Genomic DNA, 19,872 nt, shown 5'->3' with positions numbered 1-19,872 from the left:
TTACAAAGACCCGGGAATGGTAGCAGCTGGATTTTCCGGCTGACAAACATTCCTTACGTCTTTACCATGCAGGTCACATACTTTCTGTCTCTGGACGACCATCGTGAGCCTGCCGACCCCCCTTCTTCCTGCCGAGCCGACCCTGTTTTCCCTGACCGATCTGGCCATCACCCTCCTCACTGGCCCGGATCGCGCCAAGTATCTGCAGGGTCAGGTCACCTGCGACGTCAACGCCCTGCAGCCGGGTCAGAGCACCCTCGGTGGCCACTGCGATCCCAAGGGCAAGCTGTGGAGCGATTTTCGCCTGCTCTGCCTCGATGACGGCCTGCTGATGCTGACCAAACCGTCGGTACTGGCGCGCCAGCTGCCCGAGCTCAAGAAATTTGCGGTGTTTGCCAAGGTCGAGATCGCCGAGTACACGGGGACTGTGGTCGGCGTCGCCGGCCAGGGTACGGATGTCTGGATCGCTCAGCACTTCGATCTGACCGGGACCGGCCTTGTCGAGGGCGGCATGGCGGTCAAGGTGGAAGCGGATCGCTGGCTGTTGGTCAGTGAAGCGCCCCTGGCCCTGAGCCTGCCTGTCGGCCAGGAATCCCTCTGGTGGGGGCTGGAGATCAAGGCGGGCATCCCCCATCTGGAGGCGGTGCACCAGGGGGAGTACATTCCCCAGATGCTGAACCTGCAGGCGCTCGACGGCATCAGCTTCACCAAGGGTTGCTACATGGGTCAGGAGATCGTGGCCCGTGCCAAGTATCGCGGCGCCAACAACCGCGCCCTGTTCGTGCTGGCGGGTCAGGCCAGCGGCCCCGTCGCCAGCGGCGACACCCTGGAGATCCAGCTCGGTGACAACTGGCGCCGCAGCGGCCTGGTGCTCAACGCCTGGCAGCAGGATGGCCAGGTGTGGCTCACCGCCGTGCTGCCCAAGGACACCGAAGCCGACGCCCGCTTCCGCCTCAAGCAGGAGGAAGGTTCCAGCCTGGCCCTGCACCCCCTGCCCTACGAGCTCACCGAGTAAGTTCTCCCTGGGGAGGCACCCGCGCCAGCAGGGCCTCTTTCAGCCAGCGTCCCGCCTGCCCCAGCGGGCGGGCGCGATACCACTGCAACTCCAGCTCCAGCTCGGCCTGGGCGATGAAGTCCGGCTTGAGCACCACCAGCTCCCCCCGTGCCAGCGGCCGGTGCAGCAGAAACTCGGGCACCGCCGCCCAGCCCAACCCCAGCTTGACCAGCTCCAGAATGCCGAGATCCCCCTCGACCCACCACACCTGGGCCGAGAGGCGGAAGCGGTGGCGCTCCGTTCCCTCCCTCCGCCCGGTCACCATCAACTGGCGCGCCCCCTGCAGGTCGCTCTCCCGCAGTGGCACCTTGCGAGCCAGCGGGTGATCCGGGGAGACCACCAGCGGCATGGCGACGGCGCCCAGCGAGCGGGAGACCAGCTCCCGCTCGGGCTCCGCCTTCTGGTAACTGATGCCGAGCTGGGCCCGACCGCTCTTGAGCAGCTCGGTCACATCCTCCATCAGCGGAAACAGCAGCTCCAGCTCCACCGTCGGATAGCGGCTGGCGAACGCCTCCAGCAGGGAGCCGAGCCAGGGCAGGTGGGAGTCGTCGTCGATGGCCAGGGTCAGGCGGGACTCGATGCCGCTGGCCAGCTCACCGGCGATGGCCTGCAGGCGCTCGCTCTGGGCCAGCAGCACGCCCGCCTCCTGACAGATGCGGGCCCCCGCCTCGGTCAGTACAGGGTAGCGGCCGCGGCGATCGAACAGCTCGAGACCGAGATCGATCTCCAGATTGGCGATGGCGGTGCTCACCACCGACTGCGCCTTGCCCAGCCTGCGTGCCGCCGCCGAGAAGGATCCTGTCTCGGCAGTCGCCAGCAAAGCCCTGAATTGTTCCAGTGAAGGGGTCATGGTCTGCTCCGGCGCTCCAGTGGCTGCATAGATGTATCTATTTTAACGATGGATACCAACGTGAACCCATCTGTTTATAGCGATAAATTCGCCGTAGTTCATCTTCACAGACGAGAGAGACCATCATGCGTACTACCCGTGACCGCCTGCGCCACGCCATCGGCTTCGAATTGATTGGCCTGCTCATCGCCGCCCCGCTGGCCAGCTGGGTCACCGGCGTCGGTCTGAACCACATGGGCCCGCTGGCCCTGTTCTTCTCGGTGGTCGCCACCGTCTGGAACTATGTCTACAACATCGGGGTGGACAAACTGCTACTGCGCTATCAGGGCCACACCCACAAGGCGCTGTGGCAGCGGGTACTGCACACGCTGGGGTTCGAGGGGGGTCTGCTGGTCGTCGCCCTGCCGGTGATGTCCTGGTGGCTCGACATCGGTCTGCTGGAGGCGCTGGTGCTGGATCTGGGCTTCGTGCTGTTCTACCTGGTCTATGCCTTCATCTACAACTGGAGCTATGACAAGGTATTCCCCATCCCGATGCCGCAGCAAAGGGTAGCGGGGTAAGCGACGCAAAGAGGGCGGGTCAAGACGAGGCACCATCATGCGACGGGCATGATGGTGCTGGAGGAAGGATTGCCTCGTCGGGATCAGGCCTGGGCCTGGATCTCTTCCGGGGGCGTGTCGTCCTGCTTGCCCTCCTGCTGCAGCATGGCTTCGAGGTCGCTCTGATACTGGTTCAGCATGCGCTGGGCCGCGACCATGTCACCCTTGTGCAGACGCTCGAACAGATGGTGCTGCACCACGCCGTTGAGATACTCCACCGTGATCGGTTGCTCCAACGCAGACAACAGCTCCTCTTTTTCCAGCTCCGCATTGATCTCGTCGACACTGGTACGCAGCAGACCGGCCAGTTGCACCAGCATGCGTCGCTCGCCTTCGCGCAACAGGCTCAACATGCGGTTTCTCTGCTGCTCATTCTGTTGGGTCATACATTTCCTTACGTTGTGTGGGAACAAGCCCGCTCATTCTGCCCTGTCCTTTTCACAGCGTCTATCTCGGACGCATGACTTATTCCGGGTCGGGAGGCCGGGTGCTATTTGCCCCCCGGCCCGGTATAGTAACGGCTGATCCAGAGGGCCAGTACGCCCCACGTTGCCGAGACCGTCCATCCCATGACCGACGCCATCCTGGTGCTCTGCACCTGCCCCGACGAGGCCAGTGCCGACCTCCTCTGCGAGCAGCTGCTCAGTCAGCGCCTCGCCGCCTGCATCAATCAACTGCCCGGGCTCACGTCCGTCTATCGCTGGCAGGGAAAAACCGAGCGGGCGCGGGAAATTCAGCTCATCATCAAGAGTCGGGCCAGCCTGTTCGACCCCCTGCGCCAGTGCATCCTCACCCATCACCCCTACGAGGTCCCGGAGATCCTGGCGCTCTCGGCAAGCCAGGGTCATCAACCCTACCTCGACTGGTTGAAAGAGGAGACATCATGAGACCCCTTCCCCTGTTTTTCCCTCTGCTGCTCCTGCTGAGCCTGTTCTGCACCCTGCCGGTTTCCGCCCAGACGAGCGGCCAGGATCTGCTGAGCAGCCTCGGCATCGAGACCCAAGCCCAGCCCAAGTTTTTGAAAGTGGACGAGGCCTTCGTCCTCGAGAGCGAGCGGCAGGGCGACAGACTGCAACTGCGCCTTCGCATCGCCGACGACTATTACCTCTATCGCCACAGCATCCGCGTCAAGGGGGAAAATCTCGTCTTCGACGAGCCCGTCCTGCCTCCGGGCACCGAGCACGAGGATGACTTCTTCGGCAAGAGCCGGGTCTACTATCAGGAGCTGTCGATCCCCGTCACCCTGACCCAGGCCGGCCAGGGGGCCAGCCTCACCCTGAGCTATCAGGGCTGCACCGAGGGCCTCTGCTACCCACCGACCACCAAGGTCGTCCAGGTGCAGCCGCTGGCGCCCAAGCCCGATGCTACGGCACCGGCCACCGCTTCCACCTCGTCCAGCCAGCAAGACAGGCTGGCCGCCGCCCTCGGTAGCCAGGGATTCTGGCTCAGCGTCGCCGCCTTCTTCGCACTCGGCCTCGGGCTCGCCTTCACCCCCTGTGTCTTCCCCATGTATCCCATCCTGACCGGGATCATCGCGGGCGCGGGGCAGCACCTCTCCACCCGGCGCGCCTTCCTGCTCTCCTTCGTCTATGTGCAGGGGATGGCGCTCACCTACACCCTGCTCGGCCTGGTGGTGGCCTCGGCCGGCCTGCAATTCCAGGCGGCGCTGCAACACCCCTATGTGCTGATCGGGCTCTCCGTCATGTTCGTGCTGCTGGCCCTCTCCATGTTCGGGCTCTACACCCTGCAGCTGCCGAGCGGCCTGCAAACCCGGCTCTCCGGCCTCTCCAACCGCCAGCAGGGCGGCTCGGTGGCCGGGGTCGCGGTCATGGGCATGATTTCGGGGCTAGTCTGCTCCCCCTGCACCACGGCTCCCCTCTCCGGCGCCCTCATCTACGTGGCCCAGAGTGGCGACCTCTGGCTCGGTGGCGCGGCCCTCTACGCCCTGTCGCTGGGGATGGGACTGCCCCTGCTGCTGCTCGGCACCTCGGGGGGCAAGCTGCTGCCCAGGGCCGGTGCCTGGATGGATGTGATCAAGCAACTCTTTGGTTTTGCACTGCTGGCGGTGCCCCTCCTGCTGCTTTCCAGGCTCTGGAGCGAGCAGACCACTACCCTGGCCTGGCTCGGCTGGGCACTGGCCCTGTGCGCCTACCTCTATCACCACAACCAGCACCGCCCCCATTCGGTCGGCAAGAGCCTGGGCGGCTTCGCCTTGTTGCTGGCCATGATGAGCCTGGTGGTGATGGGCAAGGATCTGCTGCATCCCTCCCCCGGCGTCCAGGCCAGCGCCGAGAAGCGGGAGCCTGCTTTCATGCGCATCAAGACCCTGGAGGATCTCAAGACCCGGCTCGCCGCCGCCCACGGCAAGCCGGTGCTGCTCGACCTCTACGCCGACTGGTGCGTGGCCTGCAAGGAGTTCGAGCACAAGACCTTCAGCGACCCCGATGTGCAGGCACGCTTCGATGACATGGTGCTGCTGCAGGCAGACGTCACCGCCAATGACGACCCCGACGTCGAGCTGCTCAACGGTCTCAACGTGCTGGGTCTGCCGACCCTGATCTTCTTCGACAGCGCAGGCAATGAAATCAGCGGCCAGCGGGTGACCGGCTTTATGGGCCCCGAGGAGTTCGCGGGACATCTCGACAGGGTGATCGATGCCAACTGAACTGCGTCACCTCCAGGCTGACGATGCGCCAGCCTTGCAGCGCCTGTTCGAACTGGCCCCTGCCTATCAGGCGGCCATCAGTCATGAGCCTCTCTGCGCGCAAGCGGCCCAAGAAGCACTCGCTGCATGCCCGCCCGATCTGCCGCTCTCTGCCAAGCATGTGATCGGGCGCTGGGAGCAGGGAGAGCTCACCGCCGTGCTCGATCTGCTGCGCGCTTACCCCGACCCGAGCACCGCCTATCTGGGCCTGTTGCTGGTCGGCGAACCCTGGCAAGGGGCCGGCCGGGGTCAGGCGCTCTATCTCCACGCCTGCACACTGGCCCGCTCATGGGGAGCCACCCAGCTTCGCCTGTCGGTGATTGCCAGCAATGAATCTGCACTATCTTTTTGGCTGCGCAGAGGGTTCACCGAGTGTTATCGCCGCGAGCTCGCCGGTTATCGGGCCGAGGCGATCGTGCTGGAATGCAGCATAGGCCCCTCGCCTCCTGCGCAAGCCCTCGCCATCTCATCCCTTGCTGACTGATTTTTCCGGCCATCCCTTGTATATGACCGGCACCATGGCAGAATTTGCCCTTTCCCGTCTCGTTCGTCCGGAGTTTTGATGAAAAAGTGGTTCATCCCCCTGTTGGCCCTCTGGCTCTATGGCTGCAACTCGGGTCCCGGTGAAGAGGCCATCCAGAGCCAGGTGACCGCGAAGTTGCAGGCGGCCACCGACGCCAGCCTGTTCGACATCAGCGACTTCACCATCCTCGGCAAGGAGGAGCGGATGGAGGGGATCTATCTGGTCAAGGTGAGCTACCAGCTCCACTTCAAGCAGGGGCTGGATCAGTTGCAGGTCCTGCACGACGAAGATCTCGTCTACGACAGGGTCGGCCCCTTCCAGCAGGAGATGGGACTGATGGAGCTGGAGCGCAAGTACGGCGACTTCGAAGCGGGGCAGGTGCTGCCCCAGGAGAGCCAGGTCTGGATGATGAAGACCGAGCAGGGCTGGCGATTGGCCGAACCGGCTCACTGACACCGATCCGGCCAGAGTCAACAGGCGTATCAGGCCCGGGTATCGACCAGATAACCCTTTCTATCCGGGGCATCGCTCGGGATCTTGCTGGCAAATGCCGTCAGAAAATCCTTCAGGGTGACCCCGCTGTCACTGGCACCGCTGCTCTCAAGCAGGCTTGAGAACTGGCTCTGCAGAGCACTCACCTCATCGCTCTGTTCCTCTCCCCCATCCAGCTGGCTCAGCAGACTCTGCAGGTCCAGCTTCATGGGATTCTCGGCGCTCCCCGCCGCGATGGCACTGCTGCCGTCCGACTGGGAATGCAGGGCATCCATCAGGCTTGCCATGAAAGAGTCGAGGGAGCTGCTGCCTGATGCCTCACTGCTCTCGTCCGCACTCTCCACAGACAGCCCCAGTTCGGCCATCACCGACTGAAGATCCTGCTCCATTTTATTGTCCGCCCCCTGGGGAGGGGGTGGCATGGCCGGTCTCTCCTGCCGTTCACTGCTTCGGGTCGCCAACAGTTGCGCCAGCGAACTGGCCGCTCCCGATGCGGTTACATTCATTGTCATAGTTATTGTCTCCTGAGTGGGGGCCACCGATGCTCATCAGCGGATCCAGCCCCGTTCAGGCATGGCAAACACCGAGCCAATCCCACCTATTGGCTTGACCAGCACAAGCAATTGATAAGTGCTGATTTTTCGAGAATTAACACTAACAGAAGAGACCACGACAGGAGAAAAACTGACGGCTGGCAAACCGCTCGGCAACCTGTTGCCAGCGGGCGGTATCCGTTTGCCGACGGGCAACAAGAGTGGACCCCAACAGCCCTCAGAGCAGATCCTTCATCCGGTGCCAGAGCATCCCGAGCGCCAGCAGCGGTGAGCGCAGCGCCGGGCCACCGGGGAAGGTGATATGGGGCACACCGGCGAAGAGATCGAAGCCCCGGCTCTCGCCGCGGATCGCTTCCGCCACCAGCTTGCCCGCCATGTGGGTGGCATTGACCCCATGCCCCGAGTAAGCCTGGGCATAGAAGACGTTGGGGTGCTGCTTGAGGCGGCCTATCTGGGGCAAGCGGTTGGCCCCTATCCCTATCATCCCTCCCCACTGGAACTCGATGGCGGTGCCCGCGAGCTCGGGGAAGACCCGCAGCAGCTTGGGCAGCATGAAGGCCTTGATATCGCGAGGATCTCGGCCGGAATAGTTGCAGGCCCCGCCAAACAGCAAACGGCCATCCGCCGACAGGCGGTAGTAATCCAGCGCCACGTTCTGATCGCACACCGCCATGTTCTGCGGCAGCAGGCGCTGACGCAGCCGTTTCTCCAGCACCTGGGTGGCGAGGATGTAGGAGCCTGCCGGCAACACCCTGCCGCCGAGCTCGGGGTTGAGGTCGTTGAGATAGGCGTTGCAGCCGATCACCAGATAGTCGCTGCTCACCCGGCCGTGAGCCGTGGTCACCTCGACCCGCTTGCCGTAGTCGATGTGGGTGACTCTGGAGTGTTCGAACAGGGAGACGCCCAGACTCTGGGCGGCGCGCGCCTCGCCGAGCGCCAGATTGAGGGGATGCAGATGACCGGAGCCCATGTCGACCATGCCGCCGATGTAGCGATCCGACCCCACCACGGTGCGGATCTCCTCTCTGGGAACCATCCTGATCTCGTGCCGGTAGCCGAGGCTCGCCAGATGCTCTGCATCCTCCTCGAACCCCTTCAGGTGACGCGCCTTGGTGGCGAGATCGCAGTACCCCCAGGTGAGATCGCACATGATGTTGAAGCGCTCGACCCGCTCGCGCACCAGCTGCACCGCCGCCAGCCCCATCAGATCCAGCTCGCGCACGCCTTCTTCACCAATCCAGCGGGCAAACTGGCTGGTGTCGTGGCCGATACCGCGAATGAGCTGGCCGCCGTTGCGCCCTGAGGCCCCCCAGCCGATGCGGTTCGCCTCCAGCAGCACCACCTTGTAACCAGCGTCAGCCAGGTTGATGGCGGTATTGAGGCCGGTGAAGCCCCCGCCGATGATGCAGACGTCGGCCTCCAGCTCGCCGCTGAGCTCGGGCCACTGCCGATGGTCGTTGCGGGTCGCGGCGTAGTAGGAGGCAACGTGCTCCTGATGTGTGTTGTGCTTTCCCTGCATGTTCAGCATCCTGCCCTGGTTGCATTCGTTTACTAAATTAAACGGTTGTCATCGATAATACCCAGCCCCAGAGTAGCGATCCAGCCTGTCAGGATCACAGAAATGCAAAAGGTGCCCCAAAGGGCACCTGTCCGTAACGACCGCGTCGCCAATGCAAAAGGCGCCCCGCGGGGCGCCTTTTCATGCAATCAAGGTGCTGTAACGAATTACAGAACGTTGATGGCGTTCAGGTCGGAGAAAGCCTGTTCCAGACGCTTGATCATGGAAGTCTGACCGGCACGCAGCCATACGCGCGGATCGTAGAACTTCTTGTTCGGCTTGTCGGCGCCTTCCGGGTTGCCCAGCTGGCCTTGCAGGTAGGCTTCGTTGGTCTTGTAGAAGTCCAGGATGCCTTCCCAGGTCGCCCACTGGGTGTCGGTGTCGATGTTCATCTTCACTACGCCGTAGGAGATGGACTCGCGGATCTCTTCCAGAGTGGAACCGGAACCGCCGTGGAATACGAAGTCCAGAGACTTGGCCGGGATGCCGAACTTCTCGGAAACGTACTTCTGGGAAGCGTCCAGGATGGACGGGGTCAGCTTGACGTTACCCGGCTTGTAGACACCGTGCACGTTGCCGAAGGAGGCAGCGATGGTGAAGCGCGGGCTGATCTTGGACAGACGCTCGTAGGCGTAGGCCACGTCTTCCGGCTGGGTGTACAGAGCGGACTGATCCATGTGGCTGTTGTCGACGCCGTCTTCTTCGCCGCCGGTGCAGCCCAGTTCCAGCTCCAGAGTCATGTTCATCTTGGCCATGCGGGTCAGGTACTCGCAGCAGATGTCGATGTTCTCTTCCAGAGACTCTTCGGACAGATCCAGCATGTGGGAGGAGAACAGCGGCTTGCCGGTTTCAGCGAAGTGCTTCTCACCCGCTTCCAGCAGGCCGTCGATCCACGGCAGCAGCTTCTTGGCAGCGTGGTCGGTGTGCAGGATTACCGGTACACCGTAAGCTTCGGCAACGGCGTGCACGTGCTTGGCACCGGAGATGGCACCGATGATGGCAGCTTGCTGGCCTTCCAGCTTCAGACCCTTGCCGGCGGTGAATGCAGCACCACCGTTGGAGAACTGCACGATAACCGGGGCTTTCACCTTGGCGGCAGCTTCCAGTACGGCGTTGACGGAGTCGGTACCGACGCAGTTGACGGCCGGCAGAGCGAAGCCGTTTTCCTTGGCGATGGCGAACACTTTCTGAACGTCATCACCAGTGATCACGCCGGGTTTTACGAAGTCGAAAATTTTCTTAGACATGTTTAATCGTCCTGTCTCGTATGCCGTTAATAAAAAGTGGGGGGTTCATCATGAACCGGCACAGCGGCCACATGATAAACGAAACGGGAGGCTTTTGCCCCCCGTCCCGGGTCAATTAGGCTTTGGCGCGCTCTTCGAGAATCGCGACGGCCGGCAGTACCTTGCCTTCTACGAACTCCAGGAAGGCGCCGCCGCCGGTGGAGATGTAGGAGACCTTGTCGGCGATGCCGAACTTGTCGATGGCGGCCAGGGTGTCACCACCGCCAGCGATGGAGAAGGCCGGGGACTCGGCGATGGCGCGAGCGATCACTTCGGTACCCTTGGCGAACTGGTCGAACTCGAACACACCGACCGGGCCGTTCCAGAGGATGGTCTTGGCGTTCATGATGATGTCGGCCAGGGCCTTGGCGGAATCCGGGCCGATGTCGAAGATCATGTCACCGTCGGTCACGTCGGACACGGACTTGATGGTGGCCGGAGTGGACTCGGAGAACTCGGCACCGACAACTACATCGGTGGTCACCGGGATGTTGGTCTCGGCAGCCAGCTTCTTAGCGGTGTCGATCAGGTCGTGCTCGCACAGGGACTTGCCGACGTTGTGACCGGCAGCGGCGATGAAGGTGTTGGCAATGCCACCACCGACGACCAGCTGGTCAGCGATCTTGGAGAGGGATTCCAGCACGGTCAGCTTGGTGGAGACCTTGGAGCCGCCGACGATGGCAACCATCGGGCGCTCGGGCTTCAGCATGGCTTTGCCCAGGGCTTCCAGTTCACCAGCCAGCAGGGGGCCAGCACAGGCAACCGGGGCGAACTGGGCCACACCGTAGGTGGAGCCTTCGGCGCGGTGAGCGGTACCGAACGCATCCATTACAAAGACGTCACACAGGGCGGCGTATTTTTTGGCCAGCTCTTCGGTGTTCTTCTTCTCGCCCTTGTTGAAGCGGCAGTTTTCCAGCACGACCAGCTCACCGGCGGCGACGTCTACGCCGTCCAGGTAATCCTTGGCCAGACGAACCGGGCAGGACAGTGCGTCTTTCAGATAGTTGACAACCGGAGCCAGGGAGAATTCTTCGTTGTATTCACCCTCGGTCGGACGACCCAGGTGGGAGGTGATCATCAGCTTGGCGCCCTTTTCCAGAGCCAGCTTGATGGTCGGCAGGGTGGCGACGATACGTGCATCGGAAGTGACCTTGCCGTCTTTTACCGGCACGTTCAGGTCAGCACGGATCAGAACGCGTTTGCCCGCCAGATCCAGGTCGGTCATCTTGATAACAGACATATTCAGTCCTCTATATTTTCAGGTAATGTTAAAAAAACAGTAACCTTGCACCCGTGCAGGCTCTCAGCCTGCGGCCATCATGGCCCGGGTGGTATCCAGCATCCGGTTGGCGAAGCCCCATTCGTTATCGCACCACATCAACATCTTGACGAGGTTGGCATCGCTGACCCGGGTCTGGGTACCATCAATGATGCAGGAGTGTGCATCATGATTAAAGTCTACGGAGACCAGTGGCTCTTCCGTGTAGTCCAGAATACCGTGTAATGTACCTCTGGATGCCCGTTGCAGGGCTTGATTTACGTCACTAACTGTCACTTTTTTACGAACAGTAATGCTCAGATCCATGGCGGTTACATTGATGGTAGGTACCCGCACCGCGATCGCCTCGAACTTGCCGGCAAAGTGCGGCAGAATCCGCTCCAACCCCTTGGCCAGCTTGGTATCCACCGGGATGATGGACTGGCTGGCGGCCCGGGTTCGACGCAAGTCGCCGTGATAGGCATCGATGACTTGCTGGTCATGCATGGCCGAATGAATTGTCGTAATAGTACCACAATTTATTTCGAATTCTCGATGCAATGTTTCTATGACGGGGACCACGCAGTTGGTGGTACAGGAGGCGTTCGAGACGATCCGCTCCCGTCCCGTCAGCACCTGATGATTGACCCCGTAGACGATGGTGGCGTCCACATCCGCATCGGCCGGATGGGAGAAGAGCACCTTGCCCGCCCCCGCTCCCAGATGCAGCTCGGCATCGGCGCGCGAACCGAACACGCCGGTGCAATCCAGCACCACGTCCACCCCCAGCGCCCGCCAGGGCAGCCTGGACGGATCCTTCTCGGCAAACAGGGCGATGAGGTCCTCCCCCACCAGCATGCTGCTGCCCGCCAGTTGAACCGGGTAGCGGAAGCGACCGTGACTGGTGTCGAAGCGGGTGAGGTGCACCATGGCCTCCGGCGCCGCCAGCTCGTTGATGGCGACTATCTTGATCTGTTTGTCGCGTCCGCTCTCGTAGAGGGCCCGCAGCACGTTGCGGCCGATGCGGCCGTACCCGTTGATGGCAATCTTGATCATGAAAGTTCTGTATCCTTACCTGCGACTGAGGGATGAACGGATGGGCGGCTCACGAGAGCAGCGCTTCCCGGAAGACGCCGCGTGCCAGCAGCGCGGCCCCGAACACCCCGGCACTGTCCCCCAGCGCAGGCGCGATGAGGGAGGTGGCGAAACGGGGATTGAAGAGAAATGGCAGCACGGTCTGGCGGCCGGCACTGTAGAGGCTCTGCACATTGCCCACCCCGCCGCCGATGACGATGACGTCCGGATCGAGGATGTTGACCACGTTCGCGAGCGCCTGGCCGAACAGCAGGTGCAACCTGTCTATGGTGAGCCTGGCGACGTGATCGTGGGCCGTGGCTGCCACAATCTGGGCGAGTGAGAGGCGGCGCTTGGTCTTGGCCTCGTACCAGGCCTCCAGAGCCGGGCCGCTGATCATGGTCTCGACACAGCCGCGCTTGCCGCAGTAGCACTCGGGACCATCCGGCGAGAGCACATTGTGCCCCCACTCGCCGGCGATGCCGTGGTGACCGTTGAGGATCTGGCCGTTGATGACGATGCCGGCCCCCACCCCGGTGCCCATGATGATGCCGAACACCACCTTGGCATCGGGATGGTGCTGACGCACCGCCCCCAGGTGGGTTTCCGCCAGGGCAAAGCAGTTGGCGTCGTTGGCGATCAGCACGGGCACGCCGAGCCGGCGCTCCAGATCTTCCTTGAGCGGCTTGCCGTTGAGCTCGGTGGTGTTGCAGTTCTTCATCAGGCCGGTTTGCGGATCCCGCGCCCCCGGCGTCCCCATGCCGATGACGGCAGGGCGCTGGCCGAGCCGCTCGGCGCACTCGTCCACCAGCCTGGCAATCTGGCCGATGATGTGGTCATAACCGCCGGCACGTTCGGTCGGGATGCGATGGCGCAGCAACACCTCGTCGCCGTCCAGCACCACGCACTCGCACTTGGTCCCGCCAAGGTCGATGCCCCAATCCCACGTACTCTTGCCCATCCTGCCTCCTGCCCTGTTCAGCGACGCCATCATCCGGTGGGCAGGCGCGCTCGCCCAGCCCGTCCGTGACGGTGTTCCATGGTGGTGCAGTGTAACCCGAGCGATGGCCGGGATGCAGCCCCGCCGGCAACGAAACGGGGCCCGAAGGCCCCGTTCACTGCACTGTTTGCCGCGCTCAGCGACCATGGTACTGCGCCGACAGCTCGTGTACCGCGTTGACGAAGACGCCGGCGTGCTCCGGGTTCACGTCCTGATGAATGCCGTGACCCAGGTTGAAGACGTGACCGTTGCCATGACCGAACCCGGCCAGGATGGAGGCGACCTCCTCGCGGATACGCTCGGGGGCGGCGTAGAGCATGGAAGGGTCCATGTTGCCCTGCAGCGCCACCTTGTCACCGACCCGGCGCTTGGCGTCCGCGATGTCGGTGGTCCAGTCCAGACCCAGCGCATCGCAACCGGTGGCGGCGATCTGCTCCAGCCACTGGCCACCGTTCTTGGTGAACAGGGTGACCGGCACGCGGCGACCGTCGTGCTCGCGGATGAGGCCGTCGACGATCTTGTGCATGTACTGCAGGGAGAAGTCGCGGTAGTCACGCGGGGTGAGCACGCCGCCCCAGGTGTCGAACACCATGACCGCCTGGGCACCCGCCCTGATCTGGGCGTTGAGATAGGCGATGACGCTGTCCGCCAGCTTGTCGAGCAGCAGGTGCAGGGTCATGGGCTCGGCGTACATCATCTGCTTGATCTTGGTGAACGCCTTGGAGCTGCCCCCTTCCACCATGTAGGTGGCCAGGGTCCAGGGACTGCCTGAGAAGCCGATGAGCGGCACTTCACCCTTGAGCTCGCGGCGGATGGTGCGCACCGCGTTCATCACGTAGCCGAGTTCGTCTTCCGGATCCGGCACAGGCAGGGCCTGCACGTCGGCCATGGACTGGATGGGGCGCTCGAAGCGCGGGCCTTCCCCGTGCTCGAAGTAGAGGCCCAGGCCCATGGCATCGGGCACGGTGAGGATGTCGGAGAAGAGAATGGCGGCATCGAGCGGGTAGCGGCGCAGGGGCTGCAGGGTGACTTCACAGGCCAGCTCGGCGTTGCGGCACAGGGACATGAAGTCCCCTGCGACGGCGCGGGTCGCCTTGTATTCCGGCAGGTAGCGGCCAGCCTGACGCATCATCCACACCGGGGTCATGTCCACATCCTGGCGCAGCAGGGCGCGCAGGTATCGATCGTTCTTCAGCTCTTTCATCCCAGTTCCTGACTCATCTCACGCATAAAATGGCGGACATGATACCACTTTGTGCAAGGCTGAGGGCGGCCCAAAGGTGCCGTTGGGCCGTCCGAGTACAAAGATGTGAGGGGGCGCATACAAGCGCCCCGCTTTTCCTGCAGGTCTGAGGGCCGTCAGCCCACGTCGGCGAGACACTGCTCGATAAGCCGGCGCGCTATGGTACCGTGGGGCGGCAGCCGTGGCAGCGCACCAGCCTCGAAGAAATCGGCCGCCACCAGCTCTTCGTCCTGCACCCGGATCTCGCCGCTCTCGTAGTCGGCGGTGAAGCCCATCATCAGGCTGTGAGGGAAGGGCCAGGGCTGGCTCGCCACGTAGCGCACATTGGTCACCCGGATGCCGCTCTCCTCGAACACCTCCCGCGCCACGCACTGCTCCAGGTTCTCCCCCGCCTCCACGAAGCCCGCCAGCACGGTATACATGGGATCCTCGGCCTGATAGTGACGGCGATGGGCAGCCAGCAGGATGGCCGGCCCCTTGCGCACCGCGACTATGATGCAGGGGGAGATGCGCGGATAGACCAGGTGGCCTTGGCGACACCCTTGCGCCCACTCCCCCGCCTTCGGGGTCATGGGGGCCCCGCACTCGCCGCAGAAGCGATGGGTGCGACGGAAGGTGGCGAGCTGCCAGGCGCGGCCGGCGAGGCGAAAGCCCTCTTCATCCCCCGCCACCATCAGCTGGCGCAGGGGCGACGTGGCCACGGTGTCGGCGCCCTCCCCCAGATCCAGCAGGTAGCAGGGCAGATCGCCCCACTGGTCGAAATGTTCGAATGCAGTGGCGTGCAGCTCGGCTGGCAGGCAGGCCTTGGGGCCCTGTGGAATGCGCCCCTGTTCATCCAGCAGGACGAGGTGATCGCCCCCCAGCACGAACCAGAAGGCCTGTTCGGTCGATGACATAAGATGAGAGCTCTTGTTGAGAAGACGTGCCAGACACGGACAAGTGAGCCCATCTTACACCGATGAGGCGGCATGGCGACCCCGGGCGGGTCGGATTGCCCATGAAAAAAGGCCGCCATTGGCGACCCTTTTCGTTGTGACCGCCGGGGCGATCAGTTCATCCAGCGTTCGCTGCTCTTGCGGCGACGGGGCAGCATCGGCAACAGGATACCGAGCAGGATGCCGCCACCCACCATGGCACCACCACGGATGAACCAGTCCATCTGCATGTCGTGCTCCCGGTTGTCGTAGCTCTGGGTCAGGGCGTCGTTCTGCTCTTTCAGGTTGCCCATCTCCTCGCTCTGGCTGGCCAGCTGAGCCTTCAGGTTGGTGATCTCCTGGCTCTGTTCGGCGATCTTGCCATCCTTCTCGGCGAAACGGCGCTCGTTGTCACCGTTGAGGTTCAGCAACCTGGCCTTGGCCTCCTCCAGCTCCTTCTCGATCTGGGGCAGGCGCTCGCGCAGGCTGATATCACCCTGCAGCTCGCTGTTCTTGATCCAGCCTTCACGGCCACGACCGTCCACCACCTGGGTGAAGCCGGCCTCCTGGTTCACCGCCTTGACCTCCAGCGGCTCGCCGGCCTTGACGCTGCCGAGGATCCGGTACTGGGTGCCAGGACCGTTGTGGATATAGGTAAAGATGTTGTCTGAGACATAACGGGTATCGGCCAGTGCCTGTTGGGCACACAGACAGATGAGGATCCCGAGAAGGGCGCGCATGGTCGGTCGATTCTCTTCGTTGGATGAGGTTGCAGGCCGAATGTTAAGCCGCCAGCGGGTCAAAGGACAAGCAAAGAAAAACGCCATCCCCCCGAGTGAGAGCCCGCTCGCAGCATCGTCCGTCGGCCACGCGACCATTCCAGACGCCGCAGGCTACTTCTGTTGCAGCGCCTTCACCTCGGCCCGCAGGGCCTTCAGCTCCTCCAGCAGCTGGGCCTGCTGCTCGCTCTGCTGGCGTCGCCACACGGCGGTGTCGTCGTTGGTCTTGCCGGGATGCACGAACAGGCTGGCCATGAAACCGCTGAGGGCGCCGAACAGCCCCACCCCGAACAGGATCAGCAGGCTGGCCACGAAGCGCCCCTCCTCGGTCTTGGGCACCAGATCCCCGTACCCCACGGTGGAGAGGGTCACGAGTGTCCACCAGAACGCATCGTAGGGGGTCTGGATCTGGCTGCCGGGCTGGCCGGTCTCGAGCCAGTACATGGCACCCGAGCCCACCCCCAGCAGCAGGAAGAACAGGAAGAGGATGCCGGAGAGGGTGGTCTCGTTGCGTTCCCGACGGAACATGCCGAGCAGATCCGGCCGATCCCGCAGCAACTGGTAGACACGCCACAGCTGGATGAGCCGCGCCCATCGCAGGGGCTCCACCATGGGCAGGCTGCCCGGCAGATAAAACCAGTTCGATTTGAGGAAGGCCATCTTGTTGGTGGCCCGCACCCAGCCGTAGGCGAAATGGGCCAGGAAGAAGTAGCAGATCAGACTGTCGACGTCATAGAAGAGTTGCAGGGTCTGCGGGCTCAGCTCACCGTGCCCCAGCCAGCGGGCTGCCACCAGGCCAACGGAGATGACCGACAGGAAGGCCATCAGCAGATCCATGGTACGCAAATGCGTTAAGTGATGTCGCATACATTTTCCAACTTTGAACACGGTTCCAATTAATAAAAGGGAAGATAATGCCGATAGTCATGACGACAAAGGAAAAATGGACGTTGAAAGGAGAGAGATTATGCAGTTGAACTCGCTGGAACGGCATATGAGCAACATCCGGCTGGTACCCAAGGTGGTGCTGCTCATGGTGTTCAGCACCCTGCTGTTACTGGCCAAACTCTGGTTCGATGCGAGCAATCTGGAGGCCACCCTGCTCAGCGAGGGCATAGACGCCACCATGGCCAACGCCATCGCCGATCGCCTGCTCTGGACCGGCCTGATGGAGACGGCCCTGATGGGGATCATCTTCGTGGTACTGCTGCTCACCGGCTCCCGTCTCATGGTCAAGCAGGTGCACTACCTGGTGGGGCTGCTTGAACGCTTCGCCCGCAAGGATCTCAGCCACAGCGTGCTGCTCAAGTCCCGGGACGAATTCGGCGACATCGCCAAGGCGGTCGCCCACTCCCAGGAAAACCTCAAGGAGGTGTTCGGCACCCAGCGCGTCGCCTGCAAGGAGCTCAACGACATCGCCTCCCAGGTGACCCTCTGCATGGAGGAGGCAAACGAGGCGATCAACGAGGAGTTCACCCAGATTGAACAGCTCGCCAGCGCCATGAGCCAGATGGTGGGCGCCATTCGCGAGGTAGCCGCCCACGCGGAGCAGGCCTCCCACGCCACCGCCGACGCCAGCGCCCTGGCCGAGGAGGGGAGCCGCTGCGTCGCCGCCACCGTCAACACCATCGATACCCTCTCCGGCAACATCCAGCGCTCCTCCACCGTGGTCAACGAGGTGGAGCACGGGGTCGATCGCATCGGCTCCGTGGTGGACACCATCCGCAGCATCTCCGAGCAGACCAACCTGCTGGCCCTGAACGCCGCCATCGAGGCCGCCCGCGCCGGCGAGGCGGGCCGCGGCTTCGCCGTGGTGGCCTCCGAGGTGCGCGAACTCGCGAACCGCGCCCAGGCCGCCACCGTCGAGATCCAGAAGATGATTGAGCAGCTGCAGGGCAACGCCCGCCAGGCCGTCGGCCTGATGGCCGAAAGTGTGCAGCAGGCGGACAAGGGGGTGGAGCAGGTGACCCAGGCCGGGGATCAGCTCGCCACCATAGTCCAGCGCGTCCAGGGGGTGGCCGACATGAACCGCCAGATCGCCGCCGCCTCCGAGCAGCAGAGCTCGGTCGCCGAGGAGATGAACGCCAACCTGGAGCAGGTCAAGCAGGTGGTGGAAGGCTCTGTGGTGGTGCTGCGCGAGCTCAAGGATGCTTCCGAACTGGTGGAGCGCCACAGCCAGACCCTGGACGAGCATATCCAGGCTTTCAAGCTGGCCTGACTTTCACCTGGCAATCCGATTAGACTGGAAGGCCCCGCAAGGGGCCTTTCTCATTTTCATGCCACGGCAAGGAGCCAGGATGCAGCGCACAGAACCCGGGCTGGACATCAGCGACGACAAGGGACGCCTCGACGTCCCCCTTATTCACAATTTCCTCAGCAAAGAGGCTTACTGGTGCCTCGGCATCCCCCTCTCTACGGTGCAGAGGGCCATCAACCACTCCCTCTGCTTCGGCGGCTACCTCGACGGCCAGCAGGTGGCCTTCGCCCGGGTCATCACAGACAAGGCCACTTTCGGCTATCTCGCCGACGTCTTCGTGCTGCCCGACCATCGCGGCCAGGGATACAGCAAGACCCTGGTGGCGGCCATCCTGGCCCATCCCGAGCTGCAGGGGCTGCGCCGCCTCTCCCTCGCCACCTCGGATGCCCACGGCCTCTATGCCGGCTTCGGCTTCGTGCCGCCTCGCAGCCCCGCCAGCCTGATGGAGATCTACGACCCCGAGATCTACCTGCGCCCCTGATCCCGACCCGGATCTCGAATCCGGATCACCTCCCGGACACCCGTGCTGTGACGCCGGTGCCCGGGAGTGCTAGATTGGCAACCGGCTTTTTATTCACTCTGCAGACCGTCAACCACAAGGATGGCAACCGTGGCCCAGCACTCTCCCTCTTTCTCCGCCCTTTCCCCCTTGCTGCAGGAGCAGGCCCAACGTCACTGGCAGCGACTGCTCGACCTGGCCCCCGACTATGGGGAGCTGCCAGAGGCGACCAGACAGACCCTGATGACCCTGCTCGCGCTCTCCGACTTCGTTGCCGATTCCCTTATCAAGCAGCCCGAGTTGCTGGGACCGTTGCTCGCCTCCGGCGATCTGGATCGACCCGAGCGCTGGCCCGCCTACGAGCCGGATCTGGCAGCCCTGCTCGCCGGGGTGGCGGATGAAGAGGCGCTCAAGCGCCACCTGCGCCAGTTCAGGCGCAGTCGCATGCTGGTGATCGCCTGGCGCGAGCTGCTCGGGGAGTCCGAGGTCGAGGAGAGTTTCATCCATCTCACCAGGCTGGCGGATGCCCTGATCTGCGGTGCCCGTGACTGGCTCTACGCCAGACAGTGCAACGAGCTCGGCACCCCGGTGGACGGCGACGGCAACCCCCAGCCCCTGCTCATCCTCGGCATGGGCAAGCTCGGTGGCGGCGAGCTCAACTTCTCATCGGACATCGACCTCATTTTCACCTTCCCGGAGAACGGCTACACGGTCGGGGGGCGGCGGGAGCTTGCGAACCAGCAGTTCTTCATCAAGCTGGGGCAGCGCCTCATCAATGCCCTGCACCAGAGCACGGTCGACGGCCAGGTGTTCCGGGTCGACATGCGGCTGCGCCCCTTCGGCGACGCCGGGCCGCTCGCCATCTCCTTCGCCGCCATGGAGGATTACTACCAGCACCACGGTCGCAACTGGGAGCGCTACGCCATGGTCAAGGCGCGGGTGCTGGGGCCCCAGTGCGAGCATGCCCAGGCCCTCACCGAACTGCTGCGCCCCTTCGTGTTTCGCCGCTACATCGACTTCGGGGTCATCGACGGTCTGCGCCAGATGAAGGCGATGATCGCCGCCGAGGTACGGCGCAAGGGGCTGGAGGGCAACATCAAGCTGGGGGCGGGCGGTATTCGCGAGGTGGAGTTCATCGCCCAGGCGCTGCAGCTCATCCGCGGCGGCCGCGAGCCCGCCCTGCGGGTGCGCCACCTGCCCGAGGCACTGGCCGCCATCACCCAGAGCG

General features: G+C 63.4%; 21 protein-coding genes. 9 read left to right on the top strand and 12 right to left on the bottom strand.

The features are described from left to right. Nucleotides 1-103 precede the first annotated feature (103 nt). Complete coding sequence (ygfZ, locus tag BN1136_RS11245; protein WP_043763253.1) at nt 104-1,015, top strand: tRNA-modifying protein YgfZ; 912 nt, start codon at nt 104-106, stop codon at nt 1,013-1,015. Here the strand turns inward: ygfZ and BN1136_RS11240 are convergent. Further along, the gene (locus tag BN1136_RS11240; protein WP_043763250.1) at nt 1,005-1,904 is read right to left on the bottom strand and encodes a LysR family transcriptional regulator; all 900 of its coding nucleotides are present in this window, start codon (nt 1,902-1,904) and stop codon (nt 1,005-1,007) included. The two genes, ygfZ and BN1136_RS11240, sit on opposite strands and share 11 nt — an antisense overlap. Nucleotides 1,905-2,029: 125 nt before the next feature. Between BN1136_RS11240 and BN1136_RS11235 the strand changes: the two genes are divergently transcribed. After that, nucleotides 2,030-2,464 carry a PACE efflux transporter gene (locus BN1136_RS11235; protein ID WP_043763248.1) on the top strand — a complete coding sequence of 145 codons (435 nt, stop codon included), beginning with the start codon at nt 2,030-2,032 and terminating at the stop codon, nt 2,462-2,464. An 83-nt stretch (nt 2,465-2,547) separates the two neighbouring features. On the opposite strand, the gene BN1136_RS11230 is transcribed toward BN1136_RS11235, so the two are convergent. Further along, complete coding sequence (locus BN1136_RS11230) at nt 2,548-2,889, bottom strand: hypothetical protein (protein ID WP_043763247.1); 342 nt, start codon at nt 2,887-2,889, stop codon at nt 2,548-2,550. A gap of 183 nt (nt 2,890-3,072) precedes the next feature. On the opposite strand from BN1136_RS11230, the gene cutA reads away from it, so the two are divergent. From cutA to BN1136_RS11210, 4 genes are all read left to right on the top strand, one after another. Beyond that, nucleotides 3,073-3,390 (top strand): divalent-cation tolerance protein CutA, encoded by a 318-nt coding sequence (cutA, locus tag BN1136_RS11225; RefSeq protein WP_043763245.1) that lies wholly within the window; start codon nt 3,073-3,075, stop codon nt 3,388-3,390. After that, nucleotides 3,387-5,168 carry a protein-disulfide reductase DsbD gene (locus tag BN1136_RS11220; RefSeq protein ID WP_043763243.1) on the top strand — a complete coding sequence of 594 codons (1,782 nt, stop codon included), beginning with the start codon at nt 3,387-3,389 and terminating at the stop codon, nt 5,166-5,168. Before cutA ends, BN1136_RS11220 begins: the two co-directional genes overlap by 4 nt. Continuing rightward, the gene (locus tag BN1136_RS11215; RefSeq protein WP_043763240.1) at nt 5,158-5,691 is read left to right on the top strand and encodes a GNAT family N-acetyltransferase; all 534 of its coding nucleotides are present in this window, start codon (nt 5,158-5,160) and stop codon (nt 5,689-5,691) included. The genes BN1136_RS11220 and BN1136_RS11215 overlap by 11 nt, the downstream gene beginning before the upstream one ends. A gap of 78 nt (nt 5,692-5,769) precedes the next feature. Then, nucleotides 5,770-6,183: a hypothetical protein gene (locus tag BN1136_RS11210; RefSeq protein WP_043763237.1), complete on the top strand. Its 414-nt coding sequence runs from the start codon at nt 5,770-5,772 to the stop codon at nt 6,181-6,183. 29 nt (nt 6,184-6,212) lie between these two features. On the opposite strand, the gene BN1136_RS11205 is transcribed toward BN1136_RS11210, so the two are convergent. The 10 genes from BN1136_RS11205 to BN1136_RS11160 form a co-directional block, all read right to left on the bottom strand. Next, entirely contained in the window at nt 6,213-6,644 is a 432-nt protein-coding gene (locus BN1136_RS11205; RefSeq protein WP_043763235.1) for a hypothetical protein, read from the bottom strand. 349 nt (nt 6,645-6,993) lie between these two features. Continuing rightward, nucleotides 6,994-8,295, bottom strand: a complete 1,302-nt coding sequence (locus BN1136_RS11200) for an NAD(P)/FAD-dependent oxidoreductase (RefSeq protein WP_043763232.1) — start codon at nt 8,293-8,295, stop codon at nt 6,994-6,996. A gap of 206 nt (nt 8,296-8,501) precedes the next feature. Next, entirely contained in the window at nt 8,502-9,581 is a 1,080-nt protein-coding gene (gene fbaA, locus BN1136_RS11195; RefSeq protein WP_005309342.1) for a class II fructose-bisphosphate aldolase, read from the bottom strand. Between the two features lie 115 nt (nt 9,582-9,696). Then, nucleotides 9,697-10,860 carry a phosphoglycerate kinase gene (locus BN1136_RS11190; protein ID WP_042016220.1) on the bottom strand — a complete coding sequence of 388 codons (1,164 nt, stop codon included), beginning with the start codon at nt 10,858-10,860 and terminating at the stop codon, nt 9,697-9,699. Between the two features lie 63 nt (nt 10,861-10,923). Beyond that, nucleotides 10,924-11,934: an erythrose-4-phosphate dehydrogenase gene (gene epd / locus BN1136_RS11185; protein WP_043763230.1), complete on the bottom strand. Its 1,011-nt coding sequence runs from the start codon at nt 11,932-11,934 to the stop codon at nt 10,924-10,926. A 49-nt stretch (nt 11,935-11,983) separates the two neighbouring features. Continuing rightward, nucleotides 11,984-12,913, bottom strand: a complete 930-nt coding sequence (locus BN1136_RS11180) for an ROK family protein (protein ID WP_043763228.1) — start codon at nt 12,911-12,913, stop codon at nt 11,984-11,986. Between the two features lie 175 nt (nt 12,914-13,088). After that, nucleotides 13,089-14,156, bottom strand: coding sequence for a uroporphyrinogen decarboxylase (hemE, locus tag BN1136_RS11175; RefSeq protein WP_043763226.1), 1,068 nt, complete (start codon nt 14,154-14,156; stop codon nt 13,089-13,091). Nucleotides 14,157-14,311: 155 nt separating this feature from the next. Next, nucleotides 14,312-15,091, bottom strand: a complete 780-nt coding sequence (gene nudC / locus BN1136_RS11170) for an NAD(+) diphosphatase (protein ID WP_043763224.1) — start codon at nt 15,089-15,091, stop codon at nt 14,312-14,314. A 152-nt stretch (nt 15,092-15,243) separates the two neighbouring features. Then, nucleotides 15,244-15,849, bottom strand: a complete 606-nt coding sequence (locus BN1136_RS11165) for a TIGR04211 family SH3 domain-containing protein (RefSeq protein ID WP_043763221.1) — start codon at nt 15,847-15,849, stop codon at nt 15,244-15,246. 153 nt (nt 15,850-16,002) lie between these two features. After that, nucleotides 16,003-16,755 (bottom strand): potassium channel family protein, encoded by a 753-nt coding sequence (locus tag BN1136_RS11160; protein ID WP_043763220.1) that lies wholly within the window; start codon nt 16,753-16,755, stop codon nt 16,003-16,005. Between the two features lie 100 nt (nt 16,756-16,855). Here BN1136_RS11160 and BN1136_RS11155 point away from each other — a divergent pair, with 100 nt between their 5' ends. The 3 genes from BN1136_RS11155 to glnE form a co-directional block, all read left to right on the top strand. Further along, nucleotides 16,856-18,106 carry a methyl-accepting chemotaxis protein gene (locus BN1136_RS11155; protein WP_043763213.1) on the top strand — a complete coding sequence of 417 codons (1,251 nt, stop codon included), beginning with the start codon at nt 16,856-16,858 and terminating at the stop codon, nt 18,104-18,106. Nucleotides 18,107-18,185: 79 nt separating this feature from the next. After that, nucleotides 18,186-18,626: a GNAT family N-acetyltransferase gene (locus BN1136_RS11150; RefSeq protein ID WP_043763212.1), complete on the top strand. Its 441-nt coding sequence runs from the start codon at nt 18,186-18,188 to the stop codon at nt 18,624-18,626. A gap of 129 nt (nt 18,627-18,755) precedes the next feature. Continuing rightward, the coding region (gene glnE / locus BN1136_RS11145; protein ID WP_043808505.1) for a bifunctional [glutamate--ammonia ligase]-adenylyl-L-tyrosine phosphorylase/[glutamate--ammonia-ligase] adenylyltransferase at nt 18,756-19,872 on the top strand (1,117 nt) is incomplete at its 3' end.

This window comes from Aeromonas taiwanensis (assembly GCF_000820165.1).
GTDB classification, from domain to species: domain Bacteria; phylum Pseudomonadota; class Gammaproteobacteria; order Enterobacterales; family Aeromonadaceae; genus Aeromonas; species Aeromonas taiwanensis.
The sequence above is the reverse complement of the archived record's forward strand: the minus strand, read 5'-3'. Positions and strand labels throughout refer to the sequence as shown.